Raw genomic sequence first — 16,964 nt, 5'->3', positions numbered from 1 at the left:
CTTCGTCCGAGGCCAGGGGGTTTCTTTTGCTGGTGACAAGCCGTTAGGGCTGTACTACGGCGCGGCTCGTGTACACCTTTTCACCAGCCGTTACCCGGACTGTATACAAGCCAGCCGGCAGGGTGCGCAGATCCAGCGTGGCCTCCGCAGAGCTGCCGCCCAGCTGTTGCTGCTGGCTTACAACCCGCTGCCCCAGGGCATTAAACAGGCTAATGGTTACTGAAGTGCGGGTCGTTAGCTCGGGCAAGCGCACGTGCAGCAGGTGCGAAGCGGGTACCGGATATACTTCCAGCTTGTTGGTCACCACAGCCGATTTGGTGCCCAAAATCAGGCAGTCGGAAGCATGGGTACCAATGTTGCCGTACTGGTCGGCCCCGATGGCCTGCCAGGTAGCCGCCCCGCGCGACCAGCGGGCCTCGCCCCGGGCCACGTTGCGGCGGCGAATCAGGGTGTTGTCGGTGGTTGTGCCACCACCCGTAACCGCCCAGCCCGTGGCGGGGCGCTGCCCAATCACGCCGATAACGTCCAGCGTATCGGTGCCGTCAAACAAGGCAATAGCGTCGTCGCCGTTGAAGAAGGTTACGTTCGAGGTCAGATCAGCCTGGGCCAGCACCGAGGCTGCCGAGCCGGCATTGGCAATGACGTAGACATCACCCGGGGCAATGCTACCGCTCAGAGCCTGCGAGGTAGGAGTGGTTGAGCCGTTGGCAAACAAATCGACCCGGATACCATCAAGGTCGACGGCAAACTGGGAGGGGTTGAATATTTCCAGCACTTTGGTATTGCCCGAGCTGGCTTCCACATATTCCGAGAAGAACAGTTGGGTGCAAGGACCGCTGGTTGGGGCCTGGTCGTCGTTGATGATGGTAAAGGCGTGGGCACCGGGGTTGCCCACAATGGCCTCGCCGGTGGGCGTACCCAGGCGCAAATACACGGTTTCACTTGCCTCAGGCGTCACGTCGCCATTTACCGTAATTGTAACGGGTAGCGTTTGGTTGGTCTGGCCGGCTGCGAAGGTCAGCGAAGTGGTGTTGAGCGTGTAGTCCGTGGCATCGGCGCTGGTAGAGGAGGCGACTACCAGAATCGGTACCGTAACGGCCGAAGCCACCGGAGTACCGGTAAACGTGACGTTTACGGTGTAGGTCTGGGTGCCGGCATTGCCTTCGGGCAGGGAGCCCGCCAATGAAGCAAATTTCAGCGTTGGGGCTTCCCCGTCGTCGTTGGTAATAACCAGGGCGTGCCGGGAAGCGCTGCCCGTGCTGCTGCCGCTGCTGGGGCTTACGAGTTCGAGCTGCACTACTTCATCGGCTTCGGGCTTGGTGTCCCCGTTTACCGTCACGCTGATGGTTTTCGACGATTCACCGGCGGCAAAGGTCAGGGTCTGGGTCGTGAAGCTGAAGTCCTCCGGAGTAGTGGCCGAGCTGTTGGCACTGTTTACCTGCACCTGTACGCTGATGGTGGAGGTCGGAACCGGATCCACGGTTACGGTTGTGGTGTAGGTTTTGGTTGCCGAGTTGCCTTCCAGAATAGAGCCCGTAGCCGTGCTGAACGCAAAGGTAGGCTGCACGATCAGGCCGTAGGCCCGGGCTACCAGTTCAGGGTAGGCAATGAAAGGGTTGAAGTTGCCCTGGCTTTTGGCCGTGCGGCGGTTCCGCTCCCGCTCCCGGGCGTCTACCGGGTCGGCCAGGTGCCAGCGGTAGAGGGTCTGCAGATCGGCCAGGCCGGTGATGACGTCTTTACCCGCGTCGAATTTCTGCCCCTGGTGCATGGTGTAGAAATAAAACGCACAGCGGGCCACGTTGCCTTTGTGGTCTTCGCGGGGTTCAAACAACGAGCCGCCGTCCTCGCTCCACTCGGGCAAGTTTGCCGTCGGGATTGTGCTTTGGCTTACCGTGCCACGCATCCAGATCTGGGTCTGGGCATCAGGTACATCGGCAAACATGTCGTTGCCGCGGTTTGAGTTCCACTGGGTATAGGTCGGAAACAGGTGGTGAATATCCGACTTCATGCGGCTCACCTCGTCGAACCACGACTGCGGAATGGTGTGCTCACAGTTAATCAGGCCCACATTGCCGGTGCTGGTGGCGGCCGAGTCGATGGTTTTAGGCACCGAGTAGCCCGAGTACACGCAGGTCAGCTTGCCGTCATACACGTCAATGTAGTTGTACATTTTGCCCCGGGCTTGGTCGTAGCCAAGGTCCACTCGCTTGCCGTCGTACCAGTTGGTACGCAGCCAGTCTTTTAATTCCTGGCCCTGCAAGTTTGCTGGTGGAGCCGGGGGCATCACCTGGGCTGTGGCAGCCATTGTCAAACTCATTGCAGCGGCCCAAGCCCATGCGAAGAGGTGTTTCATGCGTAGAATGAAGAACGGAATGAATAATGACCCCCAATATCCGAAAATCATTTGGTAGCAGGAGGCGGTTGGGGTGTTCTTTTACCGGCGGCAGCAGCAAAAAAGCCCGCGGGAACGTTCCCGCGGGCTTTTAAGAAAAATATTGTTCGCCCTTTAGCCGGGCCAGCAACAAGGAGCTGACCAGTAACTTACTAGCCCCCGAAGCCGGATGGTCGGATTATTTGCCCGGCTGCAGCACCGTGTCGATTACGTGCGTAACGCCATTGCTGGAAAGTACATCCGGGATAGTGACGATGGCCGCGCCGCCCTTCGTATCCCGTACCAGCAAGGTTTTACCTTTGCGCACCACCGTCAGGAGCGGACCGGCCAGGGTCGGCAGCGTTTGGCCATCCTGCAGATCGGCAGCGGTGAAATGGCCAGCTACCACGTGGTAGGAGAGCAGGGCACTGAGCCGCTGTTTGTTCTCGGGGATAAGAAACGTGTTGACAGTGCCGGCGGGTAATTTATCGAAGGCGGCATTGGTCGGGGCAAAGACGGTGAATGGCCCTGCGCCCTTCAGGGTTTCCACGAGGCCCGCTGCCGCCAAAGCCGAAACCAGGGTCGTATGCTCCGTGGAGTTAACGGCATTGCTGACAATGTCTTTATCAACCGTCATCAGCGTGCCGCCTACCTGAACGCCGCTGGCGGCCGGGCCGGGGGCTGATTTGGTAGTTGTCTTCAGCTTGCCGCCATTGGCCATCTTGCCTTTCAGCTTGGTTTTGCTCCCGGTAGCTGCCTTGGGGCTGATTTTCCCGTTTGCCGGCTTAGGGCTTGCGGTAGTAGCGCCCGCCGACGAAGCTTGCCGGGGCTGCTGCGCCAGGGCCGTTGAAAAACCAGTCAGGCAGCACAGGGCAACTAGCGCCGGAATAGAGAGGATATAGTGGGGCATGCAGGAGAGAAGTATCAGCTTGGAGTGTCTGGTATACGCGTCTGGCGGGGCCCCGGATTAGCCGGCAAGTACTGGGCCCGTATCCGCTGCAACTGTTGGAGCGGCGCAAGTTGGGATTAAAAATTTCGCTACCCCCAAATCAGGACCCGCGTGCCCAGGATACTGAGGGCCACCCCCAAGCCGGCCGACAGCGTCAGCTTTTCACCCAGCAGCACAACCGAGAATAAAATAGCCAAGACTACGCTGAGCTTATCCACCGTACTCACCGGCGACACGGTGCCTAGGTGTAGCGCGCGGATGTGAACCCCCAGGACAGCCCGATAACCGACCGGGTATGCCCACTTAGGGGGCTTAGGTCGCCCGCACTGCCCCGGGCCAACACCAGGCCTCAGGCCACGAGCAACAATTACAACCGGACGCAGAGCCGTAGCCAGGTCCGGATTGATGCTTCTAAATACCGATTTTGGCTAGCATCGTCGTAAGGGCCGCAAAGGTTGCTGGGCGCTGCGCACTCATCCACCACATAGATAATCAGCTATATACATACGTTCCCGGCCAAGCCCACTGGCTACGGCTACTATGCTGCACCTCAAGTCCAGTTTTAGGCAGTTTTTCGTCGGATTCTTAATCATGGGCCGACCAGGGAGCTGTCACAATACAGTAGGTAACGTTGGCGTAATCTGGAAGCAGAGACGCGTTTTGGTCTAGTCAAGGCTGCTTTTGAGTAGAAATCCTAATCTTTCAGCGCGTCACAATTGCCGGCTAATTTTCCTTTCCATCTGCTGAGAAGAGCGCAATCTTGGATGCGTTCTAACTGCCTGCCACCGCGGACAGTGCCTTAAAAGACCTCAGCCATGAAAGATACCTACCTGCACAACCTCGGTTTTGTACCACTCGTCCCCAGCTACTCTTTGTATCATTCTACTCGCAGCGGGGAAGGGTCTTACATTCCACCGACGGACGTGCGCTACCAGCATATCTACACCGCTCAGGATGGCACTACGCTTTTCATCTACTCGTGGCTGCACGAGCCGGGTTATATGCTCACCACCCGCGAGAATATTGCCTCCATGAACGACATCGTGGCTGAACTGGACTCGGATGACCCCGCCACGCTGCTGCAGTACATCGATGCCTTCTTTGCCTTGCACGGCGGAGTGGCGCTATCGATGCTGCAGGACGCCCACACTGATTTTCACGAGCAGTATCCTCGTCTGCCTGCTGATGCCCGCGAGCAGGCGGCATAAGCTCTTTCCGGCACCCTCTTTCTGAGCTATGCACAAACAAACTCTTGCCGGCTAGCTACTAGCAAGAAGAAAGGCCAGCCCTACCCGGTGCTGGCCTTTCTTCTTGAAAAGAATCTATTTTCAGGTGCTGGTGCGAAGCCACTCGTAGGCCGTTGCTACGTCGTCGAACGTAACGACCATGGGCCGCGTCACAAACTGCATGGCTTTGTCCATGGACTTGCGGGCCCGCCAGTGCGAGGGATACACCCAGGCAACAAAGCGCATACCCTGTTGGGCTAGTTGTTCGTAATAATGGCCCCCCACCCAGGCGGCCCCCTTTTCCCAATCGGAAGTGACCTGACTATTGTCGTTGAGCATCTTCTCGCAGGGATGTTCCTTAAGCAGCCGCAGGATTAAGTCACCACCTTTCACGGCCGAAAGTTCGTTGTGCTGCCCCTTCCATTCCACGTATAGCCACTCGTTGAGCGGGTCGAAGGTGATGGATAAGGTAGGTGTGTGGTACAGGACTTCCATCCAGGAGCAGGTGTAAGCGAGATTCCAATATACAGAAACCCCGCTCGAAAAAAAGCGGGGTTCCGGTAGCTTTTCTCAGGCTCTAGTCGCGCACCACGCGGCGGGTGAGCGTGCCGTTGGCCGAAGTAGCCCGGAGAATATAAACGCCGGGTGTCAAATGGCTTAAGTCGGCCTGACAGGTGCCATCTACCACGGTCAGAGTGCTGTTTTGGATGACTTCCCCCCGTGCGCCAGTCACCGTAAGCTGAACCGGCTGTTGGCTGCCGGTAACGGCAACCGTGAAGCGGCCCGGGCTAGGGTTGGGGTACACCACTAGCTCGAGGGCTTGGGTACTGGCGCGGGGTTTTGCCTTCGGCGAAGCAGCGGGCGTTACGCGGACTGCCACGGCCGGTGACGCGGCCACGCAGCTGCCCGGATTGATAATCAACACGGTATAGGAGCCGCTAACCGTAGCCGTGTACGTATCGGCCGTAGCGCCATCAATGGCTTGGCCATTGTTGAAGAACTGGTAGGTAGCCCCCGGGGTACCCCCGCTGGCTTTGAGAACTACCGAGCCGCCCCGGCCGAAGGTTGTGGAGCTAGCGGGCGTCAGGGTGGGAGTTGGCAGCGCACTCAGCACGAGTAAGGTGCTGGCCGAGGCCGAATTTACGCCACCTGCTGCGCTGTGGTTCGTAATGGTATAGGCGCCAGCCTGGCTATGGGCCAAGTCAATAATGCCCGTCGCCGGATTGAGACTCAGGCCCGCAGGGCTGGCTGAGAACTGACCCGCAACGGCGTCGCGGGCAAACGCGGGTGTGAGGGTGCCTACCGTGCCGGCGCAGCGGCTGCCGCCGTCGTAAGTGAAGCCCATAGCGGCCGGGGTTACTTCCGTGGCGCTGGCCGCCGAAGCCATAAGTAGCGTTTGTTCCGAATCGGGGCTTTGGGCCCGCGTGGCCCGGGACAGCAACAGCAGGCAAATCAGAATCACCGCGTGGCTCCACCAGGCGGCCACGCTGTCAGAGAGGTGAGGAGTAGAGGTAGAAATAGGTGATGGGATACGCATAGCTCAAGCGTTAGGTGATGGTCGCGCGGCACGGAGTGCCGCAGTTCGGTTCACAACGCTACTGCGCCAAGATGATGTGAATATGATAAGCCGTGTCTTTTTTAGTTCCCCAACCCTAGTGTTCGGCTGGAAAAGTGAGCAAAAAGGACGTGCCCAGTCCCTCAATCGAGTTGACTTCTATCCCAATTCCGTGCAGATCCGCAATGGTACGCACGATAGACAAGCCCAGGCCGTAGCTGTCGGGGTCAGTGCCTTTGCCCTTGTCGAAGCGGTGAAACAAGCGCGGCAGCTGCTCTTTGCTGATACCCACGCCGGTATCCCGAACCTCCAGGACGTAGCGGTTGGCCTCGGGGCCGGGCCGCCCCAGCAGGAAAATCTGCCCGCCCTCCCGGTTGTACTTGATGGCGTTGCTGACCAGATTGAAGACCAGCGTAAAGAGCAGCCCCCGGTTGCAGTTGACGACTCTAAAGTCGGGTTCCAGCTGCTGGGTTAGCGTCAGGTTTAGCACCGAAAGCCGATCCTGCACTTCCTCGCTTATCTCGGCCACCAGCTGGGCCAGCGACACGGTTTCGGTGCGGGCAAACTGGTCGTTTTCAATCTTGGAAATCATCAGCAGCGACTTGATGATGGTCCGCAGCCGATGCACGGTGCGCTGCGACTCAACCACGCGCAGCAGGTTTTCGTCCGAGAGGCTCTCGTCGGCCAGCATATTGTCGAAGCGGTACTGCAGGGCGGCCAGCGGGGTGAGCAGCTCGTGCGAGGCGTCGGCTATGAATTTGCGCTCCTTAGAAAACGAGGCCTGAATGGTCGTCATCATTTCCCGTAGGCTTTCGTCGAGGTAGCGGAAGTCGTCGGTGCTGGTCGGAATGGGCGCTAGGTTGAAGGCGGCCGGGTGGTGGGCGTTTTTCAGGCGCTGCCGGATGATGGTATAAAACGGCTCCAGCAGGTAGCGAAAGAACGCCAAGTCGGCCAGAGTGGTTAGGGCCACGGCCACCAGCAGCATGTAGAAAGCGTAGGTGCGAAAGTTGCGCTCCGTCTCGTCGATGCTGCCCGTGCTGCGCCCAATTTCGAGCAGGTAGTATTTCGAGCCCTGGGCAAAGGAGTAGCTCAGCACGCGGTACTCCACAATTTCGTCTTCCACGGCCCGCTGCGAATCTTCAATAACATCGATGCGCGGCCCGGGCGGAATTTCCTCCAGGGAAATAAACTCTTCCTTGAGCAGGTTGTAGCTACCGTACGACGATTGGTCGCCTTCAATAAAAGTCGAAATACCGTTGCGGCGAATCAGGCGCAGCACTTTCTCCTTTTTCTGGGCCAGGCGGCTGTCGGTCGACACCAGGGCCAGGCGGCTCATTACCGGCGGCAGTACGCCCACCAGCAGCAGCAGAATAGCCACCCGCGACAGGGCGTTGAACAGGGAGAATTTGGTGCTGAGCTTCAAGCGAAAGTTGAGTAGTGATTCTTGTTTTGTCTGTCATCCTGAGCGTGTAAAGGTCCTTCGCAGGCTCAGGATGACAGCTGGGAAAAACGAAAGGCGACAAAGACTACCAGTGCCTGCAGAATGCTTAGCTACGCCGACCTTTGGTCCGGATGTACCTTGGCACGACGTCCGGATAGCATCACAACCTGGCCCGGTAGCCCACGCCGCGCACGGTTTCGAGCCACTCCACGTCGGCCAGCAGGCTCAGCTTTTTGCGCAGGTTCTTGATATGGGCATCAATATAATTGGAGTCGAAGCCGGCCTCGGGCAGGTTGCCCCAGATGTGCTCCGTGAGCTGCAGGCGGGTCATGACCCGGTTTTTGTGCAGCACCAGATAGCTCAGCACGTCGAACTCCTTCACCGATAGGTTGACTTCCTGGCCCTGGTGCAGCACGCGCCGGGCCTGCAGGTCTAGTTCAAACGCGCCGCAGCTCACCAGGGGCTTGTGCAGCCCGAAGCGGCGCCGGGTAATGGCGTGCATGCGGGCCAGCAGCTCGGGCAGGGAAAACGGCTTGGCTAAGTAGTCATCGGCACCCAGCTCGAGGCCCCCGATGCGGTCTTCGACCGCGCCCCGGGCCGTGAGGATGATAACGGCGGCCGTCAGCTCATTCTGTTTGGCCTCGGCCAGCACGTCCAGACCGTCGCCGTCGGGCAGGCCCAGGTCCAGCAGCACGAAGTCGAAGGGCGTGTCGGCCAGGTGGGCCCGGGCTTCCCGGGCAGTGCGGGCCACGGTACAGGTAAAATTTTGCTGGTGCAGGAAGATGCCCAGCTCACGGGCCAGGGTACGCTCATCTTCCACAATAAGAACCGTCATGGCGGGGGCGGAAAGCTGCGTTATAGATTCAGGGAAATGCTGGTAGTGAAATAAGATCGGGCCTGCGAGACATCCTCGGGCAGCAGGTTGACGGGAATGGAATAGCGCCAGGCGGCCTGCACCGACACCATGCCCAGGGAGTAGGTGACGGGCACGCGTAGCTCGTAGTTGAGCACCCGGAAGCGGGTCACCGGGGTTTCGGTTACCGTGGTAGTCGTTGTGGTGCCGCCTTTACCCTTGCCTTTTCCGTTGCCGTTGTTGCCGCGCAGAATTTGCTGCTCGATGCTGGTTTCGACAAAGTGCTGGGTGCCGGCCATTACGCTCAGGCGGGGCTCGAAAGAAACGTAGCCTTCGGGGGTGAAAACCTTGTCGATTTCGAAATAGCGGGAGTTGTCGAGCACCAGAAAAAAGTCGTTGCTTTCCCCAAACAGGTAGGAGGCATTCAGGCGGGAATACACGTAGCCCCAGTCCCAGCCCAGGTAGCCATCCAGGGAATTGTTCACGCTGGATTTCACCAGCGGACTATTCTCGGCGAACAGAAAACGGGAGTAGCTGAGCGAGGCATCCACGGTTTTGGACAAGTCCCCGTCCCAACCCACCGACAAGTCGGTTTCGTCAACAAAGCTGGAGGTATCAAACAGGTTATAGCCTACTACGGAGCCCCAAACGCCGAAGCGGCTGGTGTACGTTAGTTCACCGGCCGCGTAGGGGTAGCGCGTAAGTTGGGTGCGCCCAAAAAAGGAAGAGTTGGTACCGTACGTAAGTTCGGCCCGGAAGCTGCCGTGTTTGGCAACGGCCACAGGGGCAGGGGGCGGCGGGGGCGGCGGTGTTTTCTTGACCGGAACCGGCGTTTTAACGGGTGTCGCCGGGCGGGTAGCGGGTTTGCTGGGACTTTTGGTCTGAGCCGTGGCCCAGGTGCTCGTGCCCAGTAGGCCAGTCAGCAGCAACACCAATACGCAACGACACTCCGGTAAAAAAGACATAGTTCCTGATTCAGTAGCCGTTAGTGACCCCGGCCGTGGCCCCGACCAGCGCCGGCGTTGCCGCGGCTACTGCCGCCGCCCCGGGCACTGCGGCCGCCTTCGGCCCCTCTACCACTACGGGCACTACGGGCCGTGCGTTCAGGTCGGCTGCTGCGGGCAGATTGGGCTTGCTCCCGGCCCGCCGGAGCCCGGGCCTCTATTCGCTGAGGCTTGCTTTTACGCTCGGTATGCGGCACTGCCTTCACGGGCGGCGACGCGCTGCCGGCCCGGGGCTTGGTACCCTGGTGAACCGCCGCCGGCCCGCTGTGCGCCTGGGCCGGCACTACGCCCGCAACCAGCCACAGCAAACAGCAGAAAAGACGAAGTACAATGTGCATAGAAAGACGGATGCAAAGCTACGAGACGCAGATCTAACCTGCGGTATCTTGAGCAGCAAAACGCGGGCTGAACGGTAAACAGTGCCCGCCGCCCGCCGATTTACTTAGAAATAGGTCGGTGCTACTTTCGCTTCGTGAAAGCACGGTGGCCATTGTTGCCCTGGCGGCCCCCCATTCGCTCGTTGCTGGCGGCCCGAAGGCCGTGTACCCGCCCTGGGCGGGGGCAGCGGGCCGTGCGTAGGGTCCGGCTTCGGCCGCGGCTGGCAACTGAGCTAACGAGGGCGCCCTTTTCAGCACCTTCCAGCGCTGTTTCGCGCGCCACAGTGCGCACCGCCTGCCCATGATTTCGGGGGGAGGCAGCCTCAGGATAATCTTTCTGTTCCCGTAGCTTCAGCTCGGTGTGGGGTTGCTGGGCCAATTCAGCCTTGGGCAGCAGTTGGTCACTGGTCGTTGATGTCTGGGCCAGGGCAGCGCATGAATACAGCAAGGAGAGGGCGGCGAAGAGCATCTTTTTCATGCGGACGGGGAGCTGAAAAGTGAAAGACTGTTTCAAACCTACCTCGTCCACATGATGTGAAAATGATAAAGCCAAATCCCCTCAGCCGCCGCTCAGCAAGCAAAATGCCTCCCTGCCAAGCTCGTCGGTGGCGCTGCCGCGAAAAGAAGCCGTTACCAGGCTTTGGCGGGCTCGGCAGCCAGCACGTTCAGAAAAGCCTGGATCTGTCGGCTGATCTGCTCGTGCATCAGGGACGCCACCTGTTGCGTAGCCGGCCGGGGCCGCCCTTTTCCATCGAAGTCATTTCGAGTCGGGTTGGGAAGAAGCATTTCCTCAATGGGGCGGGGCTCCAGGTACCGCTCCTTGCTGAGAATGGTGGTAGCCGCTACGCTCGAGGTATAGTCTTCATGCTGCCGAAAATCGGTGAACGTGTAGCGCGCCCGTCCGTCTTTCGTTTCTACCAAGCACGTAAACCATACTGTAGTAGTAGAAAGGCTGCCGCCGGAAGTAAGCAACCGGAAGGTCCCCGTTGCCAGCACCGAGCCGTCGGGCTCCCGGGTGGGGGGAGGCCGGTGGGGTGTAAGGCAATCAGCCACCGGCGGGCGCGGAGCTGCAACTCGGCGGCCGAAACACCCGGCACCATAACGACACCCGTGTAGGTGTATTTCTGCCGGATGGAGTCCATCGGCAGCGGGGCCTTCCATACCTGAGCCTGACTGGCAAGGGTAGTAAATAAAAATAGGACTATTAGCAATTTCCTCATTGCCCCGAAGAAACACAAAAGCCCCGAGATACTACCGGCGCTTTTGTATTCTGGGGCAACGATGGTGCGAGTTTAGGCTTGTTCGTGCTCCCGCAAATACGCCAGCATATGCGCTACCGTCATCTGACTCTGGGCTACGCGCTTCAATAAGCTGCGCTCATAAGGCAGCAGGCTCTGGGTGCGGTCGTGAGTTAGTAGCATAGCATTCAGGGCTACTTGAAGGGCTCCTTTTTCCGACGTGATTAAGGACGGCTGCTGGCTCAGCCACAGAAGAAGTAAGAAATGCATGTGCAAAGATTGTTGATCTATAGCCTGCCTGCAAGCTCAACCTGCTGACAACTAGGATGAAAGCAGCAAACCACAAGCCCAATGGCAGGAAAATGCCGGCCAACCGCTGAATTTTTTTCCTGTCGGCTACCAGCATCGTCGAATTGCCAGCTTTCTGCACGGGCAATTTTCGGTACCCGGGCGCAGGCCGGGCAGTGAAGAAAGCAGCAAACCAGCCCTGGGCTTCGTATGTCTGGCAAGTTTCGTTGCTAACTCTTGCCTATCATGAACACTACCTCTCTTGCAGACCTGGAAAAGGTCTTGACTACCAGCGAACCTCCCGCCCAGAGGCTACCGCCCGCCCTGGCCCAGGTCGGCGCTTCCCTGCGTGCTGATCGTTGTTTTCTGTACGTGCGCAACCCCGAACTGGGCCGTGGCCGCATTGCCTTTGTCTGGCGAGTAAACGAAACCGTACCCGACCCCCGCCACGAGTGGCAAAACGATACCGGTGACTTACCGAAGCAAGATCCTTTGTTCCGAGCCGCACTGGCCGCTAAGCCCTCAGTTTTCGTGGATGACGTTACCAAAGCCTCTGCCGACGTACTCAACCAAGAGTTTGAGCGCACTACTTTCGGCCACCGCGCACTGGTGCATGCGCATATCACCGAGAAAGATCAGCTGTGGGGCATCCTGCAGCCCTGCGTGTTTGGCGAACCACGCCACTGGACCGCCGCCGAGCGGGATTACCTTAACGCCGCCGTTTCCTTGTTTCTGCCCGTGGTTCAGGACTATATACGTGGGCTCAGTTTCCTTTAAAATGGCCGGAATGGCTACGCGCGCATCTTGCAAGGATGCCGAGCCTGCTGGCCGTCGCCAAATACCTCATCGTTGACTGGTTGCCGCCCCATACTGCTCAAAGGGTTTGTCGCATCGGCAGTACACGTCCTGCAACCCGGCAATTCAGGCCTAGGCCTGAGCTTCAGCATACCTTCCGACTCGCCTTTTTTTACAGCTCGTCCTGGTTGAAGCAGTGCATGATTCCCAAAGAGGCCCGTGCCTTACGCTAGGTAGGGCACTGAAAGACCGCCGAGTCGGATAAGTCTGCCACTGACCACAATAAAAAAGGCCCTCACGGTACCAAGCCCAGCGGCCGGAGTGAAACACAAGAGTGCATGCACAACGGCGGGGCTTTTAGCAGGTTACTTGGCCAAGAGCCTGTTGCGGCATACCTGTCGATGCCCTAGCTGGCTTCTATTTCTTTGCGCCGTTGATGGAAGCGGAGCCAGCCGGTGAGCATAACCAAGACGGCGGCTGTCACGGCTCCGTACCCCAGCAGCCCGGTGCGGATGGGGTGAAGTTGAATTAGTACCAGGCCAAAGCCCAGCATCGCCAGGCTAGTGCGTACGTAGGTGAGGAACGTGCGCTCATTGGCCAGTCGGGTGCGCTGCAGGGCTAGACGGTCGGATAGGGACAAAGGATCGGGCATGGACAGGTAAAAGATAAAGACAAGGGAGACGCCGATTTAGGGCCTGGCATGCGGGCACTGAATCGACTGGAACAAGAAGGGTTCTGCAACCCGGCCACTGCGGCCGGGGTATTACCAGTATACTTGCGCTCAGGTTCTGGGGCTATCCGAATGAAAATACTCTTGGTGGAAGACGAGCCCAAGCTGGCTTCGTTTGTTAAGAAAGGCTTCGAAAACGAGGGATACGACTTTAGTGTGGCTTTTGATGGGCGCATGGGCCTCTCGCTGGTGCAACAGGGGCACTACGACCTGGTTATTCTCGACGTGAACCTGCCCCACATCAACGGCTTTGAGCTGTGTCGCCTGATTCGCACCGACTACCCCCAAGTGCCCGTGCTCCTACTCACGGCCCTCGACAGCCTCGATGATAAGGTGACCGGGTTTGAGGCGGGCGCCGACGACTATCTGGTCAAGCCCTTTGAGTTTAAGGAGCTGCTGCTACGGGCCCGGGTGCTCACCCGCCGCAGCTCGGAAGCCACAGCGGTCAGACGCGTACTGCAGCTGGCCGATTTGGAACTCAACCTCGACACCAAGGCCGTAACCCGCGCCGGGCAGCGCATTGAGCTCACCACCAAGGAATACGCCCTGCTGGAATACCTGCTGCTGAACCGCAACCGGGTTATTTCGCGGGTTGACATAGCCGAGAAGGTATGGGATCTGAACTTCGACACCAATACCAATATCATCGATGTGTACGTGAGCCACCTGCGCAAAAAGCTCGATAAGGGTTACGACACCAAGCTGATTCATACGGTGGTAGGCATGGGCTACGTCATTCGCGAAAGTTAACCTGCGGGCCTAATGCTGATACGCAACAAGCTGATTCTGCGCTTTACGCTGCTGGTGCTGGCCATCCAGCTCAGCCTTTCGGCTTTTGTGTACTATTTCCACGCCGCGGCCCGCGAGCAGCGATTCACTCGCCGGCTGGCCGGCAAAGCCGTGATGACGGCCCGCCTGCACCTGAGTAGCCCTGCCGACTCCACGCGTACGGCCCGAGCTTTCCGGCGGGCCGACCTGCTGACCATCGAACAGGAGGAAATCAGCATCTATAGTTCCGACAACCGGTTGCTGTACGTCAGCGCCGATACCGTGCCTCAGGCAGAAAACCGCCGCCAGCTACCCCGCGTGGCGGCCAGCGCACAGCCGGTGACGTTTCGGGCCGGCTCCCTGGAAGGTGTGGGCTTCAATTACGGCCCCGTGGGGCAGCCATACCGGCTGTTCGCGGCCGGCTACGACGCCCTGGGCTGGTCCCAGCTGGCCAGCCTGCGTTTGATTTTGCTGGTTGGCAACGTGGGGGCTCTGGTACTCATTATTCTGGCCGGCTGGTATTTTGCCGACGAGTCTCTCAAGCCCATTGCCCGGGTAATCAAGCAGGTGCGCCGGATTACGGCCCGCGAGTTGAACCGCCGAGTAGACGAGGGTAACGGCACCGACGAAATCGCCCAGCTGGCCATCACCTTCAACCGCATGCTGGGCGGTGTGGAACAGGCTTTTGAAGCACAAAAGAGCTTTGTTAGCCACGCCTCGCACGAGTTGCGCACGCCGCTGACCGTGGCCCTGGGTACCTTGCAAACCGGTCACGCCTACGACCAGACCCTGGAGGATGCCAAAGCCAGCATGGCCTCGGCCGTGGACGACTTACGCCAGCTGGTAGCGCTGACTAACTCGCTGCTCACCCTGGCGCAGGCGGACGAAGCCCGGTTTCGGGGGGAGCCCGTACGACTGGACGAATGCCTGACTCAGGCGCTAAGCCAGTGCCAGGGCCGCTACCCGGAACGAACTATCCGGGTGGATTTTGGCCAGCTACCTTCGCGGCTGGAAACGCCCTTTGCCGTGACCGGTAACGCCCATTTGCTCACCACGGCGTTGCTTAACCTGCTCGACAACGCCTGCAAGTATTCACGGGCCGAGGTGCGGGCCACGCTCAGCTACCCCGACCTGGGTACCGTAGCGGTGGACGTAGTCGATTCCGGCATTGGCATCGAGCCCGGAGAGCTGGCCCGAGTAACGGAGCCCCTGTACCGGGCTGAAAACGGCCGCCAGGAGCCTGGCTACGGCATTGGATTAGCCGTGACCCAGAAGATTGCGCAGCGCCACGGGGGAGAGTTGCAACTCGTCTCCATCCCCGGCAAAGGCACTACGGCCACGTTGCGCCTGCCCGCGGCGCAGGCCTAGCCCGCCGCTTCTTAATCTTTTTTAATGTCTCGTTCAGTCCGCGTTAATGTCGCGGGGGGTGCTTTGTGGCGTTCACTGCTGCCTCACCCTGCTATGAAAGGAGAAAAACGCCCCCATATGCTGCTCTACCTGCTGGTTGGAGCGCTACTGCTTTCGACGGCGCTCAACTGCTATTTCCTGCTCCAGCTTGATGGTCGGACAGCCGATGAGGAGCTGGAAGCACAGCTGTTGCGTCAGACCCAAGCGCGGCAGGAGCTGTCGGTGCAATTGCCCGCGACTACCGAAGCCGCAGCCGATACACTGCAGGAACAGCAGCCGTGAACCACACCTCACTTTCTTCCACGAACAGGCTTTCCACCCGCCTTATCCGCTTTTTCTTCTCCCATGCTTCCCCGCCAACAGCACCTGTTTAACGCCCTGAATGACTGCACGGCTACCTGCAATGAATGTTACAGCGCCAATCTGACAAGTTCCCTGGCAGCGGGTCGGGTGCGCAGCATCCTGCTCACCCGGGACTGTGCCGACCTCTGCCAGCTGGTCGCTGCCTTTGTAGCTCGGGGCTCGGAACACGTGCAGTTCCTGCTACGCGAATGTGCCGAACTGTGCCGCGCCTGTGCCGATGAGGCTACGCAGTATGATGATGATTGCAGCCGGCGCTGCACCCAGGCTTGCCGCCAAGCCGAGGATGCCTGCCGCACGGCCTATTAGCACTGAGTCAGTGTCTCACTCCGAAGCTAAATCACTCATAGCTACTGCCGGTTCTTCTCCTTCCTGCTCACCCATTTCGGCCGCCGAGAGTCTGGCCGTCGACCTTCTTTTTCTACACCTATGCCTAGCTACTTTGTACGCCGTGCGCGCCCGTATTGCTTCCCTCTAGCCATGGTCGGAAGCGCTCTGTTGACTGGCTGCGGCCAGGGCAAGGCCGACCCTGGATCTACTGCCGCCGTAGAGCCGCCCCAAGCCTTACCAGTCATGCGCCTCGTAGCCCGCGACACTGTACTGACCCGGGAATACGTGGCCGATATTCAGGCCGTGCGCAACGTGGAAGTACGGGCCCGAGTGAAAGGCTACCTGGAGAAAATCTACGTGGACGAGGGTCAGCTGGTGAAAAAAGGCCAGCCCCTGTTTCGCATCAGCGACGCCGAATACCGCACCCGGCTGGCCCGGCTACGAGCGGCCCGCAGCAATGCTGCTGCCCAGGCGCGGGTCGCCAGCCTCGAACTAGACCGGGTGCGCATGCTCACGGAAAAGAACATCATCTCTAAAACCGAGCTGGACGTGGCTCTTGCCAAGCTGCGGGCGGCCGAAGCCAGCGTAGCCGAAGCTCGCTCGGCCGAGACCAACGCGGCCTTAATGCTGTCTTACACCCTGGTGCGCGCGCCCTTCGATGGCGTGGTGAACCGCGAGCCGATGAAGGAAGGGAGCCTCGTGGATGACGGCACACTGCTCACCACCATGTCGGACGCCCGCTCGGTGTTTGCCTATTTCAATGTGTCAGAGGCCGAGTATCTGGAGTTTATCAAGACCCGCGCCCGGGACTCAGCCCGCAGCACCAACCAGGCGCGGCTGCTGCTGGCCGATGGCTCGCGCTATGCTCCGCCGGGCAAGATTGAAACAGTGGAAAGCCAGTTTCAGGCCAGCACCGGCGCCATTGCCTTTCGGGCCCGGTTTCCTAACCTGAAGGGCGTGCTCAAGCACGGCGCTACCGGCAAGGTAAGTCTGGCCAATACGGTACATGATGCGCTGATGGTACCTCAGAAAGCCGTGTTCGAGCAGCAGGACAAAAACTACGTGTACGTGGTGGACGAGCGCGGCACGGTGCATCAGAAAAACTTCGTGCCCCAAAGCCGCCTGGCTGCCTTCTACGTGGTAAAAAGCGGCCTGCAGCCCGGTGAGCGAATCGTGTGCGAGGGCATTCAGGACCTGCGCGACGGCGCCAACATTACGGCCCGCCCGGTAACGCTGCGCAGCATGCTCGCCGGCAACTCTCTAATTCCTTAG

At 59.4% G+C, this 16,964-nt stretch carries 20 protein-coding genes; 7 read left to right on the top strand and 13 right to left on the bottom strand.

Going from position 1 to position 16,964, the window contains the following annotated elements; genetic code table 11:
* Positions 1 to 43: 43 nt before the first annotated feature.
* The 3 genes from E5K02_RS08185 to E5K02_RS25865 all read right to left on the bottom strand — a co-directional run bounded on the left by E5K02_RS08185 (position 44) and on the right by E5K02_RS25865 (position 3,556).
* Positions 44 to 2,305, bottom strand: a complete 2,262-nt coding sequence (locus E5K02_RS08185; RefSeq protein WP_167856319.1) for an endonuclease — start codon at positions 2,303 to 2,305, stop codon at positions 44 to 46.
* 265 nt (positions 2,306 to 2,570) lie between these two features.
* Positions 2,571 to 3,281, bottom strand: coding sequence for a fasciclin domain-containing protein (locus tag E5K02_RS26140; protein WP_206025928.1), 711 nt, complete (start codon positions 3,279 to 3,281; stop codon positions 2,571 to 2,573).
* Positions 3,282 to 3,409: 128 nt separating this feature from the next.
* The gene (locus tag E5K02_RS25865) at positions 3,410 to 3,556 is read right to left on the bottom strand and encodes an EamA family transporter (RefSeq protein WP_240737200.1); all 147 of its coding nucleotides are present in this window, start codon (positions 3,554 to 3,556) and stop codon (positions 3,410 to 3,412) included.
* A 579-nt stretch (positions 3,557 to 4,135) separates the two neighbouring features.
* Here E5K02_RS25865 and E5K02_RS08170 point away from each other — a divergent pair.
* Positions 4,136 to 4,528: a hypothetical protein gene (locus tag E5K02_RS08170; protein ID WP_135393843.1), complete on the top strand. Its 393-nt coding sequence runs from the start codon at positions 4,136 to 4,138 to the stop codon at positions 4,526 to 4,528.
* Positions 4,529 to 4,648: 120 nt separating this feature from the next.
* Here the strand turns inward: E5K02_RS08170 and E5K02_RS08165 are convergent, their stop codons facing one another.
* The 9 genes from E5K02_RS08165 to E5K02_RS26035 all read right to left on the bottom strand — a co-directional run bounded on the left by E5K02_RS08165 (position 4,649) and on the right by E5K02_RS26035 (position 11,197).
* Positions 4,649 to 5,041 (bottom strand): STAS/SEC14 domain-containing protein, encoded by a 393-nt coding sequence (locus E5K02_RS08165; protein WP_135393841.1) that lies wholly within the window; start codon positions 5,039 to 5,041, stop codon positions 4,649 to 4,651.
* Between the two features lie 82 nt (positions 5,042 to 5,123).
* Positions 5,124 to 6,083, bottom strand: a complete 960-nt coding sequence (locus E5K02_RS08160) for a T9SS type A sorting domain-containing protein (RefSeq protein WP_135393839.1) — start codon at positions 6,081 to 6,083, stop codon at positions 5,124 to 5,126.
* A gap of 115 nt (positions 6,084 to 6,198) precedes the next feature.
* On the bottom strand, positions 6,199 to 7,524 hold the full coding sequence (locus E5K02_RS08155) for a sensor histidine kinase (protein ID WP_135393837.1): 1,326 nt from the start codon (positions 7,522 to 7,524) through the stop codon (positions 6,199 to 6,201).
* A gap of 178 nt (positions 7,525 to 7,702) precedes the next feature.
* Complete coding sequence (locus tag E5K02_RS08150) at positions 7,703 to 8,377, bottom strand: response regulator transcription factor (RefSeq protein WP_135393835.1); 675 nt, start codon at positions 8,375 to 8,377, stop codon at positions 7,703 to 7,705.
* A gap of 20 nt (positions 8,378 to 8,397) precedes the next feature.
* Positions 8,398 to 9,360 (bottom strand): hypothetical protein, encoded by a 963-nt coding sequence (locus E5K02_RS08145; protein ID WP_135393833.1) that lies wholly within the window; start codon positions 9,358 to 9,360, stop codon positions 8,398 to 8,400.
* Positions 9,361 to 9,380: 20 nt separating this feature from the next.
* A complete protein-coding gene (locus E5K02_RS08140) occupies positions 9,381 to 9,737 on the bottom strand; it encodes a hypothetical protein (protein WP_135393831.1) in 357 nt (118 codons plus the stop codon).
* 121 nt (positions 9,738 to 9,858) lie between these two features.
* Positions 9,859 to 10,254, bottom strand: a complete 396-nt coding sequence (locus tag E5K02_RS08135; RefSeq protein ID WP_135393829.1) for a hypothetical protein — start codon at positions 10,252 to 10,254, stop codon at positions 9,859 to 9,861.
* 152 nt (positions 10,255 to 10,406) lie between these two features.
* The gene (locus tag E5K02_RS08130; RefSeq protein WP_135393827.1) at positions 10,407 to 10,829 is read right to left on the bottom strand and encodes a hypothetical protein; all 423 of its coding nucleotides are present in this window, start codon (positions 10,827 to 10,829) and stop codon (positions 10,407 to 10,409) included.
* 239 nt (positions 10,830 to 11,068) lie between these two features.
* A complete protein-coding gene (locus tag E5K02_RS26035; RefSeq protein ID WP_262709838.1) occupies positions 11,069 to 11,197 on the bottom strand; it encodes a hypothetical protein in 129 nt (42 codons plus the stop codon).
* 351 nt (positions 11,198 to 11,548) lie between these two features.
* Here E5K02_RS26035 and E5K02_RS08125 point away from each other — a divergent pair, with 351 nt between their 5' ends.
* Positions 11,549 to 12,079, top strand: a complete 531-nt coding sequence (locus tag E5K02_RS08125) for a GAF domain-containing protein (RefSeq protein WP_135393825.1) — start codon at positions 11,549 to 11,551, stop codon at positions 12,077 to 12,079.
* Positions 12,080 to 12,503: 424 nt separating this feature from the next.
* Here E5K02_RS08125 and E5K02_RS08120 read toward each other — a convergent pair whose 3' ends face one another.
* Positions 12,504 to 12,749, bottom strand: coding sequence for a YidH family protein (locus E5K02_RS08120; protein WP_135393823.1), 246 nt, complete (start codon positions 12,747 to 12,749; stop codon positions 12,504 to 12,506).
* A 150-nt stretch (positions 12,750 to 12,899) separates the two neighbouring features.
* Here E5K02_RS08120 and E5K02_RS08115 point away from each other — a divergent pair, with 150 nt between their 5' ends.
* From E5K02_RS08115 to E5K02_RS08095, 5 genes are all read left to right on the top strand, one after another.
* Positions 12,900 to 13,577 carry a response regulator transcription factor gene (locus tag E5K02_RS08115; protein WP_135393821.1) on the top strand — a complete coding sequence of 226 codons (678 nt, stop codon included), beginning with the start codon at positions 12,900 to 12,902 and terminating at the stop codon, positions 13,575 to 13,577.
* 12 nt (positions 13,578 to 13,589) lie between these two features.
* The gene (locus E5K02_RS08110) at positions 13,590 to 14,963 is read left to right on the top strand and encodes a sensor histidine kinase (protein WP_135393819.1); all 1,374 of its coding nucleotides are present in this window, start codon (positions 13,590 to 13,592) and stop codon (positions 14,961 to 14,963) included.
* A gap of 93 nt (positions 14,964 to 15,056) precedes the next feature.
* Entirely contained in the window at positions 15,057 to 15,284 is a 228-nt protein-coding gene (locus E5K02_RS08105; RefSeq protein WP_135393817.1) for a hypothetical protein, read from the top strand.
* Between the two features lie 63 nt (positions 15,285 to 15,347).
* Complete coding sequence (locus E5K02_RS08100) at positions 15,348 to 15,671, top strand: four-helix bundle copper-binding protein (protein ID WP_135393815.1); 324 nt, start codon at positions 15,348 to 15,350, stop codon at positions 15,669 to 15,671.
* A 171-nt stretch (positions 15,672 to 15,842) separates the two neighbouring features.
* Positions 15,843 to 16,964: an efflux RND transporter periplasmic adaptor subunit gene (locus tag E5K02_RS08095; protein ID WP_206025927.1), complete on the top strand. Its 1,122-nt coding sequence runs from the start codon at positions 15,843 to 15,845 to the stop codon at positions 16,962 to 16,964.

This window comes from Hymenobacter metallicola (assembly GCF_004745645.1).
Lineage (GTDB): Bacteria > Bacteroidota > Bacteroidia > Cytophagales > Hymenobacteraceae > Hymenobacter > Hymenobacter metallicola.
Note: the sequence above shows the minus strand (reverse complement) of the source record. Positions and strands in the feature narration are given on the sequence as shown.